This is a genomic window from Dechloromonas sp. H13, assembly GCF_009469615.1.
Taxonomy (GTDB): Bacteria; Pseudomonadota; Gammaproteobacteria; order Burkholderiales; family Rhodocyclaceae; genus Azonexus.
Genome location: NZ_SSXX01000002.1, coordinates 97,567 through 118,892, shown reverse-complemented (window position 1 = coordinate 118,892; position 21,326 = coordinate 97,567). Strand labels below are relative to the sequence as shown.

Genomic DNA, 21,326 nt, shown 5'->3' with positions numbered 1-21,326 from the left:
ACCCCGGCCGATGGACATCATCCTGATCCACGGCATGGGGCGTACGCCGGCTTCCATGCTGATCCTGAAACGGCGTCTGGCAAAGCTGGGGTACGGCACGTACCTGTTCGGCTATGCGGCATGGGCCGAGAATCTGGACGGCGTCAGCGCCCGGGTGGTGCGCAAGATCGAGCAACAGGTCGGCTCGCTTCCTTACGCAGTCATCGGCCACTCGCTGGGCTCGGTGATCCTGCGCCGGGCGCTGGCCAAGCTGACGAATCCGCCGCGCCATACCTTTCTGCTGGCGCCGCCGATGCGCGCCTGCAAGGCGGCGCGGTTTTTCTCGCGCTACGGGCTCTACCGGGCGCTGACCGGCGAGATGGGCAGCCTGCTCGCCGACGAGGCGTTCATGCACAGCCTGCCGCTGCCGCCAAATACCGTCATCTATGCCGGCACCGCCGGTCCGCGCGCCCGCTGGCTGCCGTTCGGCAACCAGGCCAACGACGGCATCCTGACGCTCGACGAGGTCGCGAGCGAAAGCGGCGAGCGGGTCGAGGTCGCCGCAAGCCACACCTTCATCATGAATTCCCGCGCCGTCCTCGACGACATCGTGCGCCGGCTGGCAACGTCGCCATCAACAGCGACCCGCTGACGCCGATACCGGCGGCTCAGATCAGTCCGTACTTCTTCAGCTTGTCGTGCAGCGTCGTGCGCGCGACTTTCAACGCCTCGCTGGTGCGCGCCACGTTGCCCTGCTGGCGGGTGAATTCGGCGGCGATCAGCAGGCGCTCGTAGTTTTCCACGGTTTCGGTCAGCGACAGCGGCTCGCCACCCGCAGCCGGCGCGTCGCGGCCGATGCCGAGCGCATGGCATTCGGCGGCGTTGCGCAGTTCGCGGATGTTGCCCGGCCAGTCGAGCGCCATCAGCCGGCGCAGATGCTCCGGCGTCACCGCCGGCGGCGGCCGGTTGTAGCGCTTGGCCGCCTGCAGCAGGAATTCGTCGTAGAGCGCCGGGATGTCCTCGCGCCGCTCGCGCAGCGGCGGCAGCTCGATGCGCACGACGTTGAGCCGGTAATAGAGGTCGGCACGGAAGCGCCCCTGGTCGGCGAGCACGCGAAGGTCTTCCTTGGTCGCGGCGATGACCCGGCACGACACGGGAATCTGCTGGTTCGAGCCGAGGCGCTCGATGACCCGTTCCTGCAGCACGCGCAGCAGCTTGATTTGCATGTTCATCGGCATCGACTCGACCTCGTCGAGGAACAGCGTGCCGCCGCTGGCGTACTCGATCTTGCCGATGCGCCGCTTCTGGGCGCCGGTGAAGGCGCCCGGCTCGTGGCCGAAGAGCTCGCTGTCGAGCAGGTTGTCGGCCATGCCACCGCAGTTGAGGGCGACGTAATTCTCCTGCTTGGCGCCCGAGAGGTCGTGCAGGCAGCGCGCGACCATCTCCTTGCCGGTACCGGTTTCGCCGAAGATCAGCACGTCGACCGCGGCACCGGCGACGTCGAGGATCAGCTGGCGGACTTTGGCCATCTGCGGCGAACGGCCGATCAACCTAGCTTCGAGATCGTCCCGGTAATCGAGGCGGCGGCGCAGGGCCTCGACTTCGAGGACCAGCTCCCGCTTTTCCAGCGCCCGCCGCACGACGTCGACCAGGTCGCCGGTCGAGAACGGCTTCTGCATGAAGTCGTAGGCGCCGCTGCGCATCGCCTCGACCGCCAGCGTCACGTCGCCGTGCCCGGTGATGATGATGACCGGCAGGTCGGGCGACAGCTGGCCGACCCAGCGCAGCAGGGCCATGCCGTCCATGCCCGGCAGCCGCATGTCGGTGACGACGATGCCGGCGTAGTCGGCGCTCAGCCGGCGCTGCGCCTCCTCGGCGGTGGCGACGGCGTCGACCGGGATGCCGGCCAGCTGCATGGCCTGCTCGCAGCCGAGGCGGACATGGGGGTCGTCCTCGACGAGCAGGACGGAAAGTGGGGGCGTCATGGCGGATCTTTTTCGGCAGGAGAAGTCGATGGCACGGGCGGCAACAGGATAACAAAACGCGCCCCGCCACCGGGGGCCGGACCGGCCAGCAGGTCGCCGCCGAAATCGCGCAGGATGTCGCGCGAAATGGTCAGCCCGAGGCCCAGGCCTTCGCCCGGCTGCTTGGTCGTGAAGAAAGGCTCGAACAAATGTTCGAGCGCCGCCTCTGTGAAGCCGGCACCGCTATCGCTGACGGCCAGGGCCACCTGCCCCGAACTGGCGCGCTCCACGGAAAACGTCAGCCGCCGTTCCGGCTCGTCGGCCATCGCGTCGATGGCGTTGCCGATCAGGTTGACCAGCACCTGCTGCAGGCGGTTGCGGTCGCACCAGGCGATCCAGGAATTGGCCGCGATTTGCCGGTCGACCACAATCGACTGCTTGCGCAGCCGCTGCTCGAAGAGGAACAGCGCGGCGTCGACCGCCTGCGCGACGTCGACCGCCGCCGGCACCGCCGGCGACTTGCGCGCGAAGGTCTTGAGCGGCCCGATGATGCCGCCCATCTGCTCGGACAGCTGGCCGACGATGGCGAGATTCTTTTCCGCCGTCGCTAGGTCGCCGCGCCGCATGAACTCGGCGGCGTTGGCCGACAGCGTGCGGATGGCGCCGAGCGGCTGGCTCAGCTCGTGCGTGATGCCGGTCGCCATCTGGCCGAGCACCGCCAGCTTGGCCGCCTGCACCAGTTCGTCCTGGGCGGCGCGCAGCGTCTGCTCGGCGCGCTGGCGCTCGCCGACTTCGCGCTGCAGGCGGGTCACCGCCTCGGAAAGGTCGGCGGTGCGTTCGGCGACGTTGCGCTCCAGCTCCTGATTGGCCCGCTCCAGCATCGCCCGCGCTTCCTCGCGCCCGCGCGCCAGCCGCCGGCGCTGGTTCAGGTAAAGCAGGCCGAGCAGCAGACAGCCGATGGCGGCGGTCGCCAGCGCGGCGTGCGTCGCCGCCTGCACGGCCACCGGCCGCAGGTCGGAGAAGACGACGATGCGCCACGCCGTCCCCGGCAGATTGCGCGACAGCGCCAGATAGGGGCGGGCGCCGGGCAGTGGATTCATGTCCTCGCGCAGATGCCTGGGCAGGCGGACGATGACGCCCTCGTCGGCGCCTTCGAGCGCGATGTCGAGGCTGACTGCACCGACCGGCTGGCCGGCGAACTGCTCGCGGCTGATCCGCGCCAGCGCTTCCCTGCCCGGCGCCTGCAGCGTCGCGTAGCGCCATTCCGGCGGCGAAGCGAGGAGGACGATGCCATTACGGTCGACGATCAGCGCCGGCGCTTCCTGGCCCAGCCAGCGCCGCTCGATCTCGCGCAGGCTGGACTTGACGACGGCGACGCCGATCACCTTCCACTCCTGCCGCTCGTCGCGGATCGGCAGCGCGAAGAAATAACCGGGCTCGTGGCGCACCTTGTCGACCGCGTAGTGGCGCGCCGGCGTGCCGCCAACCGCGCTGCGGAAAAAGGGCATGTAGGAGACGTCGGAGCCGAGCAGGTTGTCGGAAAAGATCCAGTCGCTCGACGCGACGACCTGGCCGCGGGTATCGAGCACGAAGATGGCCGGCCCGCCGAGATGGTCGTTGAGCTGCTGCAGGAAGCGGTTGGCTGCCGGCTGCAGCGTGTCCTGGCGCTCGGCCGGGGCGCGCAGCAGGGCCAGCACGTCAGGATTCAGCTCGACGGCACTGGGAATCGAGGCATGCCGCGTCACCTCGCTGTCGATGGCCGCGGCCAGGATGTCGAGCTGGTGGCTGGCCTCGGCCCGCATTTGGCGCAACCCGGCACGCTCCGAGGCGCGGTAGGCAAGCAGCCCGACCGCCAGCAGGAGCAGCAGCACCAGCGCGACCGCCAGCGGCCGATGCGGGCGGGGCAAGGCAACCGGGATCGTCTGGCGGGTTTCGGGCATGGTTTGGCGGCGGGGCGGACGGCGCATTGTAACCGCTGAAAATCGCCCCTTTTTGACGGTCGACCGCGTCAGTCCATCCGGCGCGGCGCGGTGAGCACCTCCGGGGCCAGCACAGCATCCAGCTCGGCGCGCCCCATCAGCCCCATCTCCTCGACCAGTTCGGCGACGCCGCGGCCGGTGCGCAGGGCTTCCTGGGCGACGCGGGTGGCGTTTTCGTAGCCGATGTGCGGGTTGAGCGCCGTCGCCAGGCCGGCGGAGGTGCGTACCCGATCGGCGAGCAGTTCGCGGTTGGCGGTGATGCCGCGCACGCAATGCGCGGTCAGCGTGCGGCAGCCGGCGGCCAGGTGCTCGATGCTCTTGAACAGGCTGTGGGCGATGATCGGCTCGAAGGCATTGAGCTGCAGCTGGCCGCCCTCGGCCGCCATGGTGATGGTTATGTCGTTGCCGATGACCTCGAAGGCGATCTGGTTGACCACTTCCGGGATCACCGGATTGACTTTGCCCGGCATGATCGACGAGCCGGCAGCGCGCGGCGGCAGGCGGATCTCGTTGAGCCCGGCCTGCGGGCCGGAAGACAGCAGGCGCAGGTCGTTGCAGGTCTTCGACAACTTGCAGGCGACGCGCTTCAGCACACCCGAAAGCTGGACGAAGGCACCGCAATCCTGGGTCGCCTCGATCAGGTTGGGCGCCGCTTCGAGCTCAAGGTCGGACAGGCGCGACAGGTGGGCGATGGCCAGCTTGGAGTAACGCATGTCGGTGTTGATGCCGGTGCCGATGGCGGTGGCGCCGAGGTTGATCTCGCGGATCAGGGCGATCGCCTCGCCGAGGCGCAGCTCGTCCTCGTGCAGCATCACCGCGTAGGTCGAGAATTCCTGGCCGAGGGTCATCGGCACGGCATCCTGCAGCTGGGTGCGGCCGATCTTCAGCACGTCCTTGAACTCCTCGGCCTTGGCGGCGAAGGCTTCACGCAGCCCGGCCATCGCCGAGAGCAGGGCGCGGATCGACAGGCAGGTGGCGACGCGCAGCGCCGTCGGGTAGACGTCGTTGGTGCTCTGCGACATGTTGACATGGTTGAGCGGATGCAGGTGCGCGTAGTCGCCCTTCTTGTGGCCGAGCAGTTCGAGCGCCCGGTTGGCGATCACCTCGTTGGCGTTCATGTTGGTCGAGGTGCCGGCGCCGCCCTGGATGACGTCGACGACGAACTCGCCGTGCAGCTTGCCGCCGGCGATTTCCTGGCAGGCGGCGACGATGGCGTCGGCGCGCGTCTTGTCGAGCTGGCCGAGCTCGGCATTGGCCAGCGCCGCCGCCTGCTTGGTCAGCGCCAGGGCGCGCACCAGTTCGGCGTAGCTACCGATCGCCTTGCCGGTGATCGGGTAGTTCTCGACGGCGCGCAGGGTGTGGATGCCCCAGTAGGCGGTGGCCGGCACTGGGGCGTCGCCCAGAAGGTCGTGCTCGTTGCGGTAGGTCATGCTGTCTCCTTGTTGAATACTCATGGTTGGCGTAGCCGGTCAGGTGCCGGCCACGAAACTGCGGGTGCCCGACGCGACGAACTGCACACCGATACAGATGAGCAGAAAGCCGGTCAGGCGGGTGATGACGTTGATGCCTTCGCTGCCCAGGCGGCGCGACACCCAGCGCGCGGAACGCAGGACCAGCCAGATCAACAGGCAGGTCGCGGCGATGCTGGCGACGGTGGCGGCATAGGCCAGCAGGCGGCGCAGGCCGCCCGAGAGCTCGGCAATTTCCGACGAGATGCCGATCACCGTCGCCAGCGCGCCCGGCCCGGCGATACCCGGCATCGCCAACGGGAAGAAGGCAAAGCTGCCGTCGCCGCCGATCAGCGCGGCATCGCTGCTGCCGAACAGCATGCGGTAGCCGATCAGGGCCACGGTCAGCCCGCCGGCGATGCGCAAGGCGCCGAAGGAAATACCGAACACCTCAAGGATGAAGACGCCGGCGAACAGCCCGACGGCCAGCAGCAGAAAGCCGTAGAAGCAGGCCCGCCGTGCCTCATGCGAGGAAGTCACGGCATCCAGATCGGCGGCCAGGGTCAGGAAGACGGGGATTTTCGAGAGCGGATTGGTGATCGTGCTCAGACTGATCAATCCGCCGAGAAAAAAGCTGATGGCCAGCCGGTTCAGGCTGTCGTCCATGGTCGGGTGCTTCCTGATGAGAGTCCGGATGATGCCCCTGCCGCGCCGCGAACGGTGAGGCCAGGGGCCGGATGAATCAATGGTGAAGGATCTTCGCCAGGAACTGCTGCGCCCGCTCCGAGCGCGGGTTGGCGAAGAAGGCCTCCTTGCTGTCGTCCTCGACGATGCGCCCCTGGTCCATGAAGATGACCCGGTTGGCGACGCGTTTGGCGAATCCCATTTCGTGTGTCACGCACATCATGGTCATGCCTTCACGCGCCAGTTCGGTCATCACGTCGAGCACTTCGTTGACCATTTCCGGGTCGAGGGCCGAGGTCGGTTCGTCGAACAGCATGCAGATCGGGTCCATCGCCAGCGCCCGGGCGATCGCCACGCGCTGCTGCTGGCCGCCGGACAGCTGGCCGGGGAACTTGTGGGCATGCGCCTTGAGGCCGACGCGGTCGAGCAGTTTGAGGCCCTTGTCCATCGCCTCCTCCTTGCCGCGCCCGAGCACCTTGGTCTGGGCGATGGTCAGGTTCTCGGTGATACTCATGTGCGGGAACAGCTCGAAGTTCTGGAAGACCATGCCGACGTGGGCGCGCAGCTTGGACAGATTGGTTTTCGGGTCGCCGACCGAGGTGCCGTTGACGATGATTTCGCCGGACTGGAAGGGTTCGAGGCCATTGACGCACTTGATCAGGGTCGACTTGCCGGAACCGGAGGGACCGCAGACGACGATCACCTCGCCCTTGCTGACTGAGGTCGTGCAGTCGGTGAGCACCTGGAAGGCGCCGTAGTGCTTGCTGACGTTGGAAATCTGGATCATGGAATTTCTCCTTGAAGGCGGGCAATCAGGCCGGGTGGTATTTTTTCTGGAGGCGCTTCACGATCTGCGAAGCGGTGTAGCAGATGACGAAATAGACGGCGCCGGCGAACAGCAGCATCTCGACCAGGCGGCCGTCGCGGTCGCCGACCTTGTAGGCGGCGCCGAAGAAGTCGGCCAGCGCCGAGACATAGACCAGCGAGGTGTCCTGGAACAGGATGATGGCCTGGGTCAGCAGCAGCGGCACCATGTTGCGGAAGGCCTGCGGCAGGATGACGAGGCGCATGGCCTGGCCGTAGGTCATGCCGAGCGCCGAGCAGGCGGCCATCTGGCCCTTGGGCACGCTCTGGATGCCGGCGCGGATGATCTCGGAGTAGTAGGCCGACTCGAACAGCGCGAAACCGATCATCGCCGAGGTCAGGCGCAGGTCGCTGCCGGGCGGCAGGCCGAACAGCTGCTCGATGAACTTGGGAACGATCAGGAAGAACCAGAGCAGCACCATGACCAGCGGCACGGCGCGGAACAGGTTGACGTAGCCGGCGGCGAACCACGACAGCGGCCGGAACGACGACAGCCGCATCATGGCCAGCAGCGTGCCCCAGACGATGCCGATGACGACTGCGGTCAACGTGATTTCGAGGGAGATTTTCATGCCTTCCCAGAGGAAGGGCAGCGCCCCGGGGATGGAGGACCAGTCGAATTCGTACATGTTATTTGCCTCCGATGTAGCCGGGCACCACGATGCGGCGCTCGAAGCGATGCATCAGGAACATCACGGTGACGTTGATCAGCAGGTAGGCCAGGGTCACGGCGATGAAGGATTCGTAGGGCTGCGCCGTGTAATCGACCAGTTGGCGGCCCTGGGCTGCGAGTTCGAGGAGGCCGATGGTCGAGCAGACGGCGGAATTCTTGAAGATATTCAGGAATTCCGAGGTCAGCGGCGGGACGACGAGGCGGAAGGCCATCGGCAGCAGGACGAAGCGGTAGGTCTGCGGCAGCGTGAAGCCGAGGGCCAGGCCAGCGTTCTTCTGGCCCTTGGGCAGCGAGTTGATGCCGGCGCGCACCTGCTCGGCGACCCGGGCACTGGTAAACAGCGCGAGGCAGATCATCGAGGCGAGGAATTGCTGCAGCAGCGGATTCGACTGCTTGTAGAGGTTGCCGAGGCTTTCCGGCAGCAGTTCCGGCAACACGAAATACCAGATGAACAACTGCACCAGCAGCGGTATGTTGCGGAACAGTTCGACGTAGCCGGTGGCAAAACCGGCCAGCGCCCTGTTCGGCACCGTGCGCAGCACGCCGATCAGCGCGCCGAGCAGCAGCGCCAGCACCCAGGCGGTCAACGACAGCCCGATGGTCATTTTGAAGCCGGCCAGCATCCAGCCCAGATAGGTGTCGTCGCCGCTCGCGCTAGGCTGCAGGAAGACGCCCCAGTTCCATTGATAGCTCATGGAGGGATCCCTCGATTGTTGTGATCGGTCCGGGGCGCGCCGCTGGCCCGCCCCGGCGTTGCGTTTGCGCTCAGTATTCCCAAAAGATGCGCTGGAGTTCCTTGCTGTCCTGCGTTTTCGTCATCGCCACGGCGGCCAGGATGCGCGCCTTCTGCGGATTGAGGTCGTGCGCCACCACCCAGTCGTACTGGTCGTCCGGTTGCTCGGCATTGCGGATGACGAAGCCGCCGGCATTGACGTGCGAGGAGCGGATGATCTGCACGCCCTGGCCGCGCAGGTCGCGCAGCGCCGGCACGACGCGGTTGCTCACCGAGCCGTTGCCGGTCCCGGCGTGGATGATCGCCTTGGCGCCCTTCTCGGCGAAGGCGCGGTAGGCGGTGTCGGTCACGTTGCCGTAGCCGTAGGCGATCTCGACCGGCGCCAGGACGTCGATCTTCTCGATGTCGAACTCGGAATTCACAGTGTGGCGCTTGGCCGGCAGGCGGAACCAGTAGTTCTTCCCTTCGACGACCATGCCGAGCGGCCCCCACGGACTCTTGAAGGCCTCGGTGCGGATGTTGACCATCTTGGAAACGTCGCGCCCGCTGTTCAGCTCATCGTTCATCGCCACCAGCACGCCCTTGCCGCGCGCATCCTGGCTGGCGGCGACGCCGACCGCGTTGAACAGGTTGAGCGTGCCGTCGGCCGACATCGCCGTGCCGGGCCGCATCGAGCCGACGATGACGATCGGCTTGTCGGTGCGCACCACCAGGTTGAGGAAGTAGGCGGTTTCCTCCAGCGTGTCGGTGCCGTGGGTGACGACGATGCCGTCGACGTCGCCCTGCTTGGCCAGCGCCGCGACGCGCTTGCCGAGGGTGACGAGGTGCTCGTTGGTGAAGCTCTCGGAAGCGATCTGGAAGACCTGCTCGCCGCGCACCTGGGCGACGTCGGCGAGCGTCGGAATGCCGGCGATCAGCTTGTCGACCGGCACCTTGGCGGCCTGGTAAGTGGCGCTCTTGGCGGCATCGGCGCCGGCCCCGGCGATCGTGCCGCCGGTGGCCAGGATGACGACGTTGGGCTTGTCGGCGAAGGCCGGGACGGCTGCCAGGAAGCCGGCGGCGGCCAGCAGGCAGCGTGCAATGAAACGATTCAGCATGACTGTTCTCCTTGGGGAAGGGGTGCGTTGTTTACTCGAACGCCTTGTCGTTAGGTGCCTTGTACAGGGCCTTCATCTCGTCCGACAGCGGCATGCTCAGGTTCAGCCCCTTGGGCGGGATCGGGTTCATGAACCACTTGGCGTAGATCTTCTCGGCATCGCCCGAGGTCATCGCCTTGCTCAGCGCGGCATCGATGATCTTCTTGAATTCCGGGTCGTCCTTCCGGAGCATGCAGCCGTAGGCTTCCTTGGACTGGGCGGTGCCGGTGACGATCCAGTCGCCCGGCTTCTTGGCCTTGGCCATTTCGCCGTAGAGCAGCGCGTCGTCCATCATGAAGGCGACGGCACGCCCGGTTTCCAGCGTCAGGAAGGCTTCGCCGTGGTCCTTGGCGGAAATGATGTTCATCTTCAGCTGCTTCTCTTCGTTCATCTTCCGGAGCAGCCGCTCGGAGGTGGTGCCGGCGGTGGTGACGACGTTCTTGCCGGCGAGGTCGGGGAAGTCCTTGATGCCGGAGTCCTTCTTGGTCATCAGCTTGGTGCCGATGACGAAGATGGTGGTCGAGAAGCCGACCTGCTTCTGGCGTTCGAGGTTGTTGGTGGTCGAACCGCATTCGATGTCGATGGTGCCGTTCTGGACCAGGGTGATGCGATTGGCCGAGGTGACCGGCATCAGCTTGGTGTCGAGCTTGGCGAGCTTCAACTGTTCCTTGACGCCGTCGACGGCTTTCAGCATCAGTTCCTGCGAGTAGCCGATGACCTGCTGCTGGTCGTTGTAGTACGAGAACGGAATCGAGGATTCGCGGTGACCCAGCGTGATCGTGCCGGTGTCCTTGATTTTCTTGACGGTGAGGGATTCCTGGGCATGCGCCGGCACGACGGCGGCAGTCCCGAGGATGGCAGCGAATGCAGCGGCAAAGGCGAGGCGGTTCATGTCATCTCCAGTCAGTAAGGAAGCCGGCGGTCGGCTTCGACGGGAAATACATTGCAGGGGGCATGCCAGGAAAATCGGCCGCACAAAAAAACCCAGGCGATTGATTTTTCAACGATTTATTTCGACCACCCGGCGCAAGGCGCCGGATTTCCGACTGCCGGCCGGATCCTGCCCTCGGATTTCCGACACCTGCCGCCTGCTGCGGTCGACGTAAAAAAACCGCCCATTTTCACGGGCGGTTCTTCATTTACGCGCGGCGCTGGTTGGGGATCAGTCGATCCGAGTATCCAGCCCCTGCTCGGCGAGTTCGGCGGCCCGCAGGACGGCACGGGCCTTGTTCTGGGTTTCGGTCCATTCCGAATTGGGGTCGGAGTCGGCGACGATGCCGGCGCCGGCCTGGACGTGCAGCTTGCGGTCCTTGACGACGGCGGTGCGGATGGCGATCGCCAGGTCCATGTCGCCGTTGAACCCCAGGTAGCCGACGGCGCCGGCGTAGATGCCGCGCTTGACCGGCTCCAGCTCGTCGATGATCTCCATCGCCCGCACCTTCGGCGCGCCGGACACGGTGCCGGCCGGGAAGGTCGCCTTCAGCACGTCGAGCGCGTCGAGCCCCGGCTGCAGCTTGCCTTCGACGTTGGAGACGATGTGCATCACGTGCGAGTAACGCTCGACGATCATGTTCTCGGTCAGCTTGACCGTGCCGACCCGCGCGACGCGGCCGCAGTCGTTGCGCCCGAGGTCGAGCAGCTGAGTGTGCTCGGCACGCTCCTTCTCGTCGGCCAGCAGTTCGGCGGCCAGCGCCGCATCTTCTTCCGGCGAGGCGCCGCGCTTGCGGGTGCCGGCGATCGGCCGGACGGTGACGCGCTCGCCTTCGAGGCGGACCAGGATCTCCGGCGAGGCGCCGACGACGTGGAAATCCTCGAAGTCGAAATAGAACATGTAGGGCGACGGGTTGAGGCTGCGCAGCGTCCGGTAGAGCGCCAGCGGGCTGGCGTTGAACGGCTTGGTCATGCGCTGCGACAGGACGACCTGCATGATGTCGCCCTCGGTGATGTACTCCTTGGCCTTCCTGACCGCCTGCTTGAAGGCGCCTTCACCGAAGATGGAGACGGCGGCTTCCGACGGCACCGGCTGTTCGGCCTGGATGACGACCGGCGTGCGCAGCTTGCCGAGCAATTCCTTGAGCCGCGCCCGCGCCTTGTGCCAGGCGCCGGGGAAGCCGGGTTCGGCATAGACGATCAGCGTCAGCTTGCCGGACAGGTTGTCGACGACGGCGATTTCCTCGGACAGCAGGAGGCCGATGTCGGGCGTGCCGATTTCGTCCGGCTTGTGGGTGCGGGTCAGCCGCGTCTCGACGTAGCGCACGGTGTCGTAGCCGAAGCAGCCGACCAGGCCACCGCAGAAGCGTGGCAGGCCCGACGTCGGCGGCGCCCGGAAGCGCTGCATGAACTTGCCGATGAAGTCGAGCGGATTGGTGTCGTCCTCGCGCTCGGCGATGCGGTTGCCGGTCAGCACCAGTACCTGGTGGCCATTGACGACGATGCGCGTCGACGCGGCGAGGCCGATGATCGAGTAGCGGCCGAAGCGTTCGCCGCCCTGCACCGATTCGAGCAGGTAGGAATAGTGGCCGCCGTTGGCGCCGCTGGTCAGCTTGAGGTAGATGGAAAGCGGCGTGTCGAGGTCGGCGAACGTTTCCAGCGTGACGGGAATACGGTTGTAGCCTTGCGCGGCAAGCGCGTTGAATTCGGTTTCGGTCATGGGGAAGCCTCGAAAATGACGGGGGTGTCGCGGTCTGGTGCGTTGCGCCGGGCGGGCGCGCGAAGGGAGATCAGGGGCGCCAGCGACGCCAACCTTGCCATTCGTTCCAGAGTCGCAGCGTTGTCATTTGTGCTTGAGGTCTTTGAAGGTGAGGGCCTGCCGGTAGGCGGCAAGCAGATCGGATACTAGCGCATCGCAATCGGCACTGTCCACCGGCTTGCCCTCGTTGTAGCCGTAGGGCACGCAGAAGGCCGGACAGCCGGCGGCGCGGGCGGCGTGGATGTCGTTTTCCGAATCGCCGACATGCAGGTTGCGGTCGGGCCGCACGTTGAAGATGCGGCAGGCATGGAGGATGGGCTCCGGATGCGGCTTCTTGTTCGGCGTGGTGTCGCCGGAGACGACGAGGTCGAAATAGTCGGCGAGGCCCATGCGCTCGAGCAGCGCCTCGGTAAACATGCCCGGCTTGTTGGTGACGACGCCCATCTTCACGCCACTGGCCTGCCACGCCTGCAGGCCTTCGCGGACGCCGGGGTAAATCAGGGTGAATTTGCCGTTGACCGCAGCATAGTGGCGCTTGAATGATTCGATGGCGGCGTGCAGCTTTTCGGCGCTCGGTGGCTGCTCGTGGGTCAGGCAACGTTCGACGAGGACGGCCATGCCCTTGCCGACGAAGCTGTGGACTTCGGCCTGCGTGCGCGGCGGCGCGCCGACTTCTTCGAGCATCAGGCGACAGCCCTCGGCGAGGTCGGCAATGGTGTCGAGCAGCGTGCCGTCGAGATCGAAGGTGACGGACTGGAAGTGCATGGCTCAGACTTTCGCCAGTTCAGCGCGCAGGGCATCGATGATGCTGTTGTAGCGCTGCGGATCGCTGTCCTTGCCGGCGCCGTAGACGGCCGAACCGGCAACGAAGGCATCGACCCCGGCGCGGGCGATCTCGGCAATGTTCGCCGTATTCACGCCGCCATCGATCTCCAGGCGGATGCGCCGGCCGCTTTCCTTCTCGTAGGCATCCAGTTTCGCCCTTGCCTGGCGCGCCTTGGCCAGCGTGCCGGGAATGAATTTCTGGCCGCCGAAGCCGGGGTTGACGCTCATCAGGAGCACGACGTCGATCTTGTCGAGGACATAGTCCATGTAATCGAGCGGGGTGGCCGGGTTGAAGACGAGGCCGCCCTGGCAGCCGTGGTCGCGGATCAGCGCCAGGCTGCGGTCGATGTGCTCGCTGGCTTCGGGGTGGAAGGTGATGATGTTGGCGCCGGCCTTGGCGAAGTCGGGGATGATGCGGTCGAGCGGCTTGACCATCAGGTGCACATCGATCGGGGCGGCGGTGCACGGGCGAATGGCTTCGCAGACGAGGGGGCCGATGGTTAGGTTGGGAACATAATGGTTGTCCATCACGTCGAAGTGGATCCAGTCGGCCCCCGAGGCGATGACGTTGCTGACTTCCTCGCCCAGCTTCGCAAAATTCGCGGACAGGATGCTCGGGGCGATGATGTAATCTCTGGCTGACATGATGCTTCCCTCAACAAGAACAGACGAAATTATCCCATGCCCGACGCCAACAAATACCAGATCGAAGTCCTGCCGGTGGCGCAGTTCATTCCCGACCAGTCCGACCCGGACGAGAACCGCTACCTGTTCGCCTACACCATCACCATCAGGAACGTCGGCGCAGTGCCGGCGCAACTGATTTCGCGCCACTGGATCATCACCGACGCCCACGACGAGGTGCAGGAAGTGCGCGGCCTCGGCGTCGTCGGCAAGCAGCCGCTGCTCAAGCCCGGCGAAAGCTTCCAGTACACCAGCGGTTCGGCGCTGAGCACGCCGGTCGGCACCATGAAGGGCAGCTACCAGATGGTGGCCGAGGACGGCACCCACTTCGACGCCGAGATTCCCGAATTCACGCTGGCCATGCCGCGGGTGCTGCACTGAGCCTCAAGCACAGCTACACGCTGATCGCCCCCTTCTACGACGCGGCGATCGCCCGGGCGACGCTGGCGGCACGCCGGCGAAGCCTGGCCACCCTGCCCGCCGAACCCGGCCGCGTGCTGCTGGCCGGCGTCGGCACCGGACTCGACCTGCCGCATCTACCGCCGCAACATCACTACGTCGGACTCGACCTCAACCGGGCCATGCTGCGCCGCGCCCTGCCGCGCGCCGGGGATGTCGACTTCGCGCCGGTGCAGGGCGATGCCCAGCGCCTGCCGTTCGCCGATGCCAGCTTCGACCTGGCGGTGCTGCACCTGATTCTCGCTGTCGTGCCCGAGCCGGCCGACTGCTTCGCCGAGGTCGCGCGGATCTTGCGGCCGGGCGGGCAGGTGCTGGTGTTCGACAAGTTCCTGCGCCACGGCCAGACCGCATTGCTGCGACGCCTGGCCAACCCGCTGCTGCGCCGGGTGGCGACGCGGCTCGACGTCGTCTTCGAGGCCCTGCTGGCCTCGGCGCCTGCCCTGCAAGTGGAGCACGACCAGCCGGCACTGGTCGGCGGCTGGTTCCGGATGATCCGGCTGCGTAAAATCGCCTAGTCGGCGTCAGCCTTGCCCAGCGCGTCCTCGATCCAGGCTTCGAGCAGCGTGTAGGTCACGGCCAGCACGACCGGGCCGACGAAGATGCCGATCAGGCCGAAGCCCAGCATGCCGCCGATGACGCCTGCAAAGATCAGGAGCAGCGGCAGGTCGGCGCCCTTCTTGATCAGCACCGGACGCAGGAAATTGTCGAGGCTGCCGACGATCAGGCTCCACACCAGCAGGAAGGTCGCCCAGGCGTTGTCGCCCGTCCAGTACATCCAGCCGACGGCCGGGAACAGCACCAGCGCCGGCCCGAGCTGGGCGATGCACAGCATCAGCATGACCGCCGACAGCAGCGAGGCGAAGGGCACGCCGGCGATGGCCAGGCCGAGGCCGCCGAGCACCGTCTGGACGATGGCGGTCACGCCCACGCCGAGCGCGACGCCGCGGATCGCCTGCCCGGCGAGGATGACCGAGTTTTCGCCGCGTTCGCCGGCAAGACGGCGGCCGAAGCGGCGCACGCTGCGTGCCGCCCCCTCGCCGCTGCTGTACATGATCGCCGAAAGAATCACAATCAGCAGGAACTGGACCAGCATGCCGCCGAGGCTGCCGGCTTGGCCGAGCACCCACTTGGCGGCACCGGTCACGTAGGGGGAGGCGCGCGACATCAGCCCCGCCGTTCCGTCCTCCGCCACCTGGCGCCAGTTCGCCGCCAGCTTCTCGCCGACCAGCGGCACGGTGGCGACCCAATCCGGCGGCTGCGGCACCGCGGTGACGGCGACCTTCTTCACCGCCTCGGTCAGCTGATCGGCGTGATCGGCGATGGTTTCGATCGCCCCCCACAGCGGGAGGATCAGCAGGAGCAGCATGGCCAGCGTCATCACCGCGACCGCCGGGCCGCGGCGGCCGCCGAAGCGCGCCTCGAGCGATTTCAGCAGCGGCCAGGTGGCAACCACCAGCATGGTCGCCCACACCGTCGCCGCCAGGAAGGGGCGCAGCACCCAGAACGAGGCGGCGATCAGCGCGAAAATGCAGACGACGGCCAGCGTGGTGCGGGTCAGATCCTGACGGACGGCGCTCATTTGGAAATCCTCAACTGCGGTAGTCGGCGTTTATCTTGACATAGTCATAGGAAAAGTCGCAGGTGTAAACCTTGGCCGCCGCGTCGCCGCGCCCGAGATTGACGCGCACCGTGATTTCCGCCTGGCGCATGACACGCGCGCCATCATCTTCCCGATAGGCTGCCGCCCGGCCACCACGCTCGGCGACCAGCACGTCGTCGAGCCAGACCTTGACGCCGTCGACGTCGAGGTTGGCGATGCCGGCATAGCCGACCGCCGCCAGGATGCGGCCGAGGTTGGGGTCGGAGGCGAAGAAGGCGGTCTTGACCAGTGGCGAATGGCCGATGGCGTAGCCGACCTTGCGGCATTCCTCCGCATCCCGGCCGCCCTCCACGGCGATGGTGATGAATTTGGTGGCGCCCTCGCCGTCGCGCACGATGGCCTGCGCCAGCTCGACGGATACGGCGACGATGGCGGCCCTGACCTCGGCCCAGCCGGCATCGGACTCGCCGGTGAAAACGACGCCGGACTGGCCGCTGGCGATCATCACGAAGGAGTCGTTGGTCGAGGTGTCGCCATCGACGGTGATGCAGTTGAACGACTGGTCGGCCGCCTCCCTGACCAGCCGGTCGAGCAGCGGCTGGGCGATGCCGGCATCGGTGGCGAGGAAGCCGAGCATGGTCGCCATGTTAGGTTTGATCATGCCGGCGCCCTTGGAGATGCCGGAAATGGTCACTTTTTTGCCGTCGACCGCAACCGTCCGCGACGCGGCCTTGGCGACGGTGTCGGTGGTCATGATGGCGTGTGCTGCGGCATGCCAGTTGTCGGCCTTGAGGTCAGCCTGGGCGGCCGGCAGGCCGTCGCGGATACGGTCGACGGGCAGCGGTTCGAGGATGACGCCGGTCGAGAACGGCAATACCTGTTCGGCGGCGATGCCGAGCCGGGCCGCCACCGCGTCGCAGGTGGCCTGCGCCGCCTGGCGGCCCGGCTCGCCGGTGCCGGCATTGGCGATGCCGGTATTGATGACCAGCGCGCGGATTTCCCGGCCGCCGGCGAGATGGTTGCGGCACAGCTGCACCGGCGCCGCGCAGAAGCGGTTCTGCGTAAATACGCCGGCGACCGTGCAGCCGGGGTCGAGCGCGAGCAGGGTCAGGTCGCGGCGGTTCTTCTTGCGGATCTCGGCTTCGGCGGTGCCGAGGCGGACACCGGCCACCGGCAGGAGTTGGTCGGCAGCGGGCGTGGCGTAATTGACAGGCATTCTCGTGGCTCCAAAAGCATCAAGGCACCGCGTCGGGTGCCTTGGGATCAGATCAGGAAAGTTTTCCGTGGCAGTGTTTGTATTTCTTGCCGCTGCCGCAGGGACAGGGGTCGTTGCGTCCGACCTTCGGCCCGGCGTCGGCCGGCAGTTGCTGCGCCGCCGCGCCGTCGCCGCCGGCCAGCGCTTCGTCGAAGCCGGCGTGCTGGTACTGGACGTTGTGCACCTCGGCGTGCGGTGCGGTTTCCTCGACATCCTCCTGCGAGCGGATCTGCACGGTGAAGACGACGCGGGTGACTTCCTTGCGCACCTGATCAAGCAGTCCCTCGAACAGCTCGAAGGCCTCGCGCTTGTATTCCTGCTTCGGGTTCTTCTGCGCGTAGCCGCGCAGGTGGATGCCCTGGCGCAGGTGGTCGAGCGCCGACAGGTGCTCGCGCCAGTGCGAGTCGAGGCTCTGCAGCATCACGTTGCGCTCGAACTGGTGGAAATTTTCGGCGCCGACCAGGTCGACCTTGGCACGATAGGCTTCGTCGGCACCATGCTGGATGCGGGCGAGGATCTCGTCATCGGACAGCGTCGGCTCGCTCCTGAACCACTCGACGACCGGCGCGTTGATCTGCAGCTCAGCGGCCAGGGCGCGTTCGAGGCCGGCGAGGTCCCACTGCTCCTCGACCGAATCGGCAGGCACGTGGGTGCGGAAGATCTCGGCGACGACGCTTTGCCGCATGGCGTCGATCGTCTCCGAAATGTCCCCGGTTTCCAGCAGTTCGTTGCGCTGCTGGTAGATCACCTTGCGCTGGTCGTTGGAAACGTCGTCGTACTCAAGCAACTGCTTGCGGATGTCGAAGTTGCGGGCCTCGACCTTGCGCTGCGCCGACTCCAGCGAGCGGGTGACGAGCGGATGCTCGATCGCCTCGCCTTCCGGCATCTTCAGCTTGTCCATGATGGCACGCAGGCGCTCGCCGGCGAAGATGCGCAGGAGCGGATCGTCGAGCGACAGGTAGAAGCGCGAGGAACCGGCATCACCCTGACGGCCGGCACGGCCGCGCAGCTGGTTATCGATACGGCGCGACTCGTGGCGTTCGGAGCCGATGATATGCAGGCCGCCGGCACGCAGCACCTGGTTGTGCAGCGTCTGCCATTCTTCGCGCATCGCCGCCATCTTCGCCTCGCGCTCGGCTTCCGGCAGCGCTTCGTCGTGCTTGATCGCGGAAATCGCCTTCTCGATACTGCCACCGAGCACGATGTCGGTGCCACGACCGGCCATGTTGGTGGCGATGGTGATCTGCCCCGGCCGACCGGCCTCGATGACGATTTCTGCCTCGCGGGCATGCTGCTTGGCATTGAGCACCTGGTGCGGCAGCTTTTCCCTGTCGAGCAGGCCGGAGAGCAGTTCCGAGGCCTCGATCGAGGTCGTGCCGACCAGCACCGGCTGGCCGCGATCGGCGCAGTCCTTGATGTCGGCGATGATTGCAGCGTGCTTCTCGTCGGCCGTCTTGAAGACGAGATCGTTCATGTCCTTGCGCACCATCGGGCGGTGGGTCGGGATGACGACGGTTTCAAGGCCGTAGATCTGCTGGAACTCGTAGGCCTCGGTGTCGGCGGTGCCAGTCATGCCGGCCAGCTTGCCGTACATGCGGAAGTAGTTCTGGAAGGTGATCGAGGCCAGGGTCTGGTTCTCGGCCTGGATCGCCACGCCTTCCTTGGCCTCGACCGCCTGGTGCAGGCCGTCCGACCAGCGGCGGCCGGCCATCAGGCGACCGGTGAATTCGTCGACGATCACCACCTCGCCGTTCTGCACGACGTACTGCTGGTCGCGGTTGAACAGGGTCAGCGCACGCAGGGCCGCGTTAAGGTGATGCATCAGCAGGATATTGGCCGCATCGTAGAGGCTGCGCCCCTCCTGCAGCAGGCCGTGCTCCACCAGCAGGTCCTCGGCGTGCTCGTAGCCGGCCTCCGACAGGTGCACCTGATGCCCCTTCTCGTCGACCCAGTAGTCGCCCTCGCCGTTTTCTTCCATGGCGCGCGTCAGTTGTGGCACGACGTCCTTCATGCGCAGGTAGAGGTCGGTGTGATCCTCGGCCTGGCCGGAAATGATCAGCGGCGTGCGCGCCTCGTCGATCAGGATGGAGTCGACCTCGTCGACGATGGCGAAATTCAGGCCGCGCTGCACGCGCTGGCCGGCCTCGTAGACCATGTTGTCACGCAGGTAGTCGAAGCCGAACTCGTTGTTGGTGCCGTAGGTGATGTCCGCCAGGTAAGCCTGCTGCTTGGCCTCGTGGTCCATCTGCGACAGGTTGACGCCGACGCTGAGGCCGAGGAAGCGATGCAGGCGCCCCATCCATTCGGCATCGCGGCTGGCCAGGTAGTCGTTGACCGTGATTACATGGACGCCCTTGCCGGAAATGGCGTTGAGGTAGGCCGGCAGCGTACCGACCAGAGTCTTGCCCTCGCCGGTACGCATTTCGGCGATCTTGCCGTAGTGCAGGACCATGCCGCCGATCAGCTGGACGTCGAAATGACGCATCCCGAGCTCGCGCTTGCCGGCTTCGCGAACGACGGCGAAGGCTTCCGGCAGCAGGTCGTCGAGCGATTCGCCATGGGCGTGACGCTGGCGGAACTCGTCCGTCTTGTCCCGCAACTGCTCGTCGGAGAGCGCCTGGATCTGCGGCTCGAACGCATTGATGCGCTTGACGGTCTGGGCGTATTGCTTGATCAGCCGCTCGTTGCGGCTGCCGAAAATCTTTTTGAGTAGGCCGGAAATCATCGCGATCTATAGTGGTGGCGCAAGGCGCGGCAAAGGGCGGATTCTAGCATGCCGCCCTGAAGCGACGATGGCGACCTGGATCAAGCTTTCGGCATCGCCTAGCGCCGCTTGACGAAGGCGTATTCCTCGCCCTGCTTCAGGAACTGCGCCGGGTTCTGGGCGACGCCCAGCATGCGCACCTCGAAATGCAGGTGCGGGCCGGTCGAGCGTCCGGTGCTCCCGACCGCGCCGAGCGCTTCGCCGCGCTTGACGAGGGCGCCGGGCTTGACGTCCATGCGCGACAGGTGGGCGTAGCGGGTGGTCAGGCCGGCGCCGTGGTCGACCTCGATCATGTTGCCGAAATCGCTGCGATAGGCGGCTGTCAGCACTACGCCATCGGACGCGGCGACGACCGGGGTGCCAGTTTCGGCGTTGAAATCGATCCCCTCGTGCATTGCGCGCAGGCCGGCAATCGGATCGCTGCGCTGGCCGAAGGGCGAGCCGAGAAAGGCCTCCTTGACCGGCAGCGTCGTCGGCAGCAGGCGCTCCTTGACCCGCTGCTCCAGGAAGCGCGACTCGAGCACCGCCAACTCGTCGGTTCGGACATCGACTTCGAGCGCCAGACGGTCGATTTCGCGTTGCAGTTCGCCGGCCGTCAACGGCGCCGGCACGAAGGCACCACCCTGCCCGGCTGGCTTGTCGCGCGCCGGCGCTTCGCGCTTGACGCCGGCGAGGCCGGCCAGCCGCTCGCCGAGGCTGTCGAGGTGCAGCACCTGCGCCTGCAGTGCGCCGAGGCGGGTCGCCATCAGTTGCAGGTTGTTGCTGACGTACTGCTGGCTCGCCGCATGCTGCGACAGCGCGTCGTCGCGTTTGCCGAAGGCGCCCAGCTGGCCGGACAGCCAGGAAAGCGTGGCCGAGCTGCCGACGACCAGCGCCAGAAAGACGAAGCCCGCGATCATCAGATGGCGAGGCATAATGGTGATCGTCCGTGCCGCCTTGAGGTGGCGCGAAACCAGAATAATCTGCACAAAAATCTCCTATGACCAACGGGCTTGAGCACTACCTCGACAACGATGCCGCGGCCGGCCGGGTGATGGCCCATGCCCGGCTGTTGCTCAAGCTGGCGCGCCGCTTCGAAGCGGTGGCTCCGGCGGCTTTTCGCCACGCGGCGCGGGTTGCCAACTACAAGTCGGGGAAAGTCGTTATCCACGCCGACAACGGCGCAGTCGCCGCCAAGATTCGCCAGATGAGCCGGCGCCTGTGCGACGAGTTATCGAAGGGCGGACCGGAGTGTAACGACATCGAGGTCAAAGTTCAACCCCGCCAAATCCCTTGCCAATCAATGAGTTCACTCCAGAAGCCGCTCTCAGCAAGGGCTTGCGGGGTGTTGCGGTCGACCTCGGAAAACCTGCCGAAAGGCCCCCTGCGGGACGCCCTGGAAACGCTGCTTGAGCGCGTCGCTAGGCAGGAATGACGGCGACGCGCTCGATGATCATCAGCGCAAAGATGATCAGCGCGAAGACGATTCCGTAGCGGAAAAGCCGCCAGGCGAAGGCGAGGTAGTTGCGGTTGCCGGTGACGACGTGGAGCAGCAGGCCGGCGCCGATGGCGACGACCAGCAGGACCGCCAGCAGGCGCAACAGCCACATC

General features: G+C 66.3%; 21 protein-coding genes. 4 read left to right on the top strand and 17 right to left on the bottom strand.

What is annotated here, in order from left to right; genetic code table 11:
- Window positions 1-10 precede the first annotated feature (10 nt).
- Window positions 11-631 (top strand): triacylglycerol lipase, encoded by a 621-nt coding sequence (locus tag GH660_RS05015; protein WP_228276368.1) that lies wholly within the window; start codon window positions 11-13, stop codon window positions 629-631.
- 16 nt (window positions 632-647) lie between these two features.
- Here the strand turns inward: GH660_RS05015 and GH660_RS05010 are convergent, their stop codons facing one another.
- From GH660_RS05010 to rpe, 12 genes are all read right to left on the bottom strand, one after another.
- Complete coding sequence (locus tag GH660_RS05010; protein WP_153145505.1) at window positions 648-1,964, bottom strand: sigma-54 dependent transcriptional regulator; 1,317 nt, start codon at window positions 1,962-1,964, stop codon at window positions 648-650.
- Entirely contained in the window at window positions 1,961-3,883 is a 1,923-nt protein-coding gene (locus tag GH660_RS05005; RefSeq protein ID WP_153145504.1) for an ATP-binding protein, read from the bottom strand. Before GH660_RS05005 ends, GH660_RS05010 begins: the two co-directional genes overlap by 4 nt.
- Before the next feature lie 68 nt (window positions 3,884-3,951).
- Window positions 3,952-5,352 (bottom strand): aspartate ammonia-lyase, encoded by a 1,401-nt coding sequence (locus tag GH660_RS05000; RefSeq protein WP_153145503.1) that lies wholly within the window; start codon window positions 5,350-5,352, stop codon window positions 3,952-3,954.
- Between the two features lie 39 nt (window positions 5,353-5,391).
- Window positions 5,392-6,036 (bottom strand): MarC family NAAT transporter, encoded by a 645-nt coding sequence (locus tag GH660_RS04995; RefSeq protein WP_153145502.1) that lies wholly within the window; start codon window positions 6,034-6,036, stop codon window positions 5,392-5,394.
- A gap of 76 nt (window positions 6,037-6,112) precedes the next feature.
- A complete protein-coding gene (locus tag GH660_RS04990; RefSeq protein WP_153145501.1) occupies window positions 6,113-6,841 on the bottom strand; it encodes an amino acid ABC transporter ATP-binding protein in 729 nt (242 codons plus the stop codon).
- Between the two features lie 25 nt (window positions 6,842-6,866).
- Entirely contained in the window at window positions 6,867-7,547 is a 681-nt protein-coding gene (gene gltK / locus GH660_RS04985) for a glutamate/aspartate ABC transporter permease GltK (RefSeq protein ID WP_153145500.1), read from the bottom strand.
- A gap of 1 nt (window position 7,548) precedes the next feature.
- Window positions 7,549-8,286 (bottom strand): amino acid ABC transporter permease, encoded by a 738-nt coding sequence (locus tag GH660_RS04980; protein ID WP_153145499.1) that lies wholly within the window; start codon window positions 8,284-8,286, stop codon window positions 7,549-7,551.
- Window positions 8,287-8,356: 70 nt separating this feature from the next.
- Window positions 8,357-9,421 (bottom strand): asparaginase, encoded by a 1,065-nt coding sequence (locus GH660_RS04975; RefSeq protein WP_153145498.1) that lies wholly within the window; start codon window positions 9,419-9,421, stop codon window positions 8,357-8,359.
- A 31-nt stretch (window positions 9,422-9,452) separates the two neighbouring features.
- Window positions 9,453-10,352: a glutamate/aspartate ABC transporter substrate-binding protein gene (locus GH660_RS04970; protein WP_153145497.1), complete on the bottom strand. Its 900-nt coding sequence runs from the start codon at window positions 10,350-10,352 to the stop codon at window positions 9,453-9,455.
- Between the two features lie 270 nt (window positions 10,353-10,622).
- On the bottom strand, window positions 10,623-12,110 hold the full coding sequence (gene trpE / locus GH660_RS04965; protein WP_153145496.1) for an anthranilate synthase component I: 1,488 nt from the start codon (window positions 12,108-12,110) through the stop codon (window positions 10,623-10,625).
- Window positions 12,111-12,233: 123 nt separating this feature from the next.
- Entirely contained in the window at window positions 12,234-12,914 is a 681-nt protein-coding gene (locus tag GH660_RS04960) for a phosphoglycolate phosphatase (RefSeq protein WP_153145495.1), read from the bottom strand.
- Window positions 12,915-12,917: 3 nt separating this feature from the next.
- A complete protein-coding gene (gene rpe, locus GH660_RS04955; protein WP_153145494.1) occupies window positions 12,918-13,619 on the bottom strand; it encodes a ribulose-phosphate 3-epimerase in 702 nt (233 codons plus the stop codon).
- Between the two features lie 36 nt (window positions 13,620-13,655).
- On the opposite strand from rpe, the gene apaG reads away from it, so the two are divergent.
- A complete protein-coding gene (gene apaG / locus GH660_RS04950) occupies window positions 13,656-14,039 on the top strand; it encodes a Co2+/Mg2+ efflux protein ApaG (protein WP_153145493.1) in 384 nt (127 codons plus the stop codon).
- Complete coding sequence (locus tag GH660_RS04945; RefSeq protein ID WP_368666109.1) at window positions 14,006-14,632, top strand: class I SAM-dependent methyltransferase; 627 nt, start codon at window positions 14,006-14,008, stop codon at window positions 14,630-14,632. Before apaG ends, GH660_RS04945 begins: the two co-directional genes overlap by 34 nt.
- Here the strand turns inward: GH660_RS04945 and ydiK are convergent.
- The 4 genes from ydiK to GH660_RS04925 form a co-directional block, all read right to left on the bottom strand.
- Window positions 14,629-15,696 carry an AI-2E family transporter YdiK gene (ydiK, locus tag GH660_RS04940; RefSeq protein ID WP_153145491.1) on the bottom strand — a complete coding sequence of 356 codons (1,068 nt, stop codon included), beginning with the start codon at window positions 15,694-15,696 and terminating at the stop codon, window positions 14,629-14,631. The genes GH660_RS04945 and ydiK overlap by 4 nt on opposite strands.
- A 10-nt stretch (window positions 15,697-15,706) precedes the next feature.
- Window positions 15,707-16,933: a bifunctional glutamate N-acetyltransferase/amino-acid acetyltransferase ArgJ gene (gene argJ / locus GH660_RS04935; RefSeq protein WP_153145490.1), complete on the bottom strand. Its 1,227-nt coding sequence runs from the start codon at window positions 16,931-16,933 to the stop codon at window positions 15,707-15,709.
- Between the two features lie 52 nt (window positions 16,934-16,985).
- Window positions 16,986-19,697 (bottom strand): preprotein translocase subunit SecA, encoded by a 2,712-nt coding sequence (gene secA, locus GH660_RS04930; RefSeq protein WP_153145489.1) that lies wholly within the window; start codon window positions 19,695-19,697, stop codon window positions 16,986-16,988.
- A 98-nt stretch (window positions 19,698-19,795) separates the two neighbouring features.
- Window positions 19,796-20,704: a M23 family metallopeptidase gene (locus GH660_RS04925; RefSeq protein WP_228276367.1), complete on the bottom strand. Its 909-nt coding sequence runs from the start codon at window positions 20,702-20,704 to the stop codon at window positions 19,796-19,798.
- 11 nt (window positions 20,705-20,715) lie between these two features.
- Here GH660_RS04925 and GH660_RS04920 point away from each other — a divergent pair, with 11 nt between their 5' ends.
- Window positions 20,716-21,150, top strand: a complete 435-nt coding sequence (locus GH660_RS04920) for a DciA family protein (protein WP_153145488.1) — start codon at window positions 20,716-20,718, stop codon at window positions 21,148-21,150.
- Here GH660_RS04920 and GH660_RS04915 read toward each other — a convergent pair.
- Complete coding sequence (locus GH660_RS04915; RefSeq protein WP_153145487.1) at window positions 21,137-21,325, bottom strand: hypothetical protein; 189 nt, start codon at window positions 21,323-21,325, stop codon at window positions 21,137-21,139. The genes GH660_RS04920 and GH660_RS04915 overlap by 14 nt on opposite strands.
- Window position 21,326: the final 1 nt, after the last annotated feature.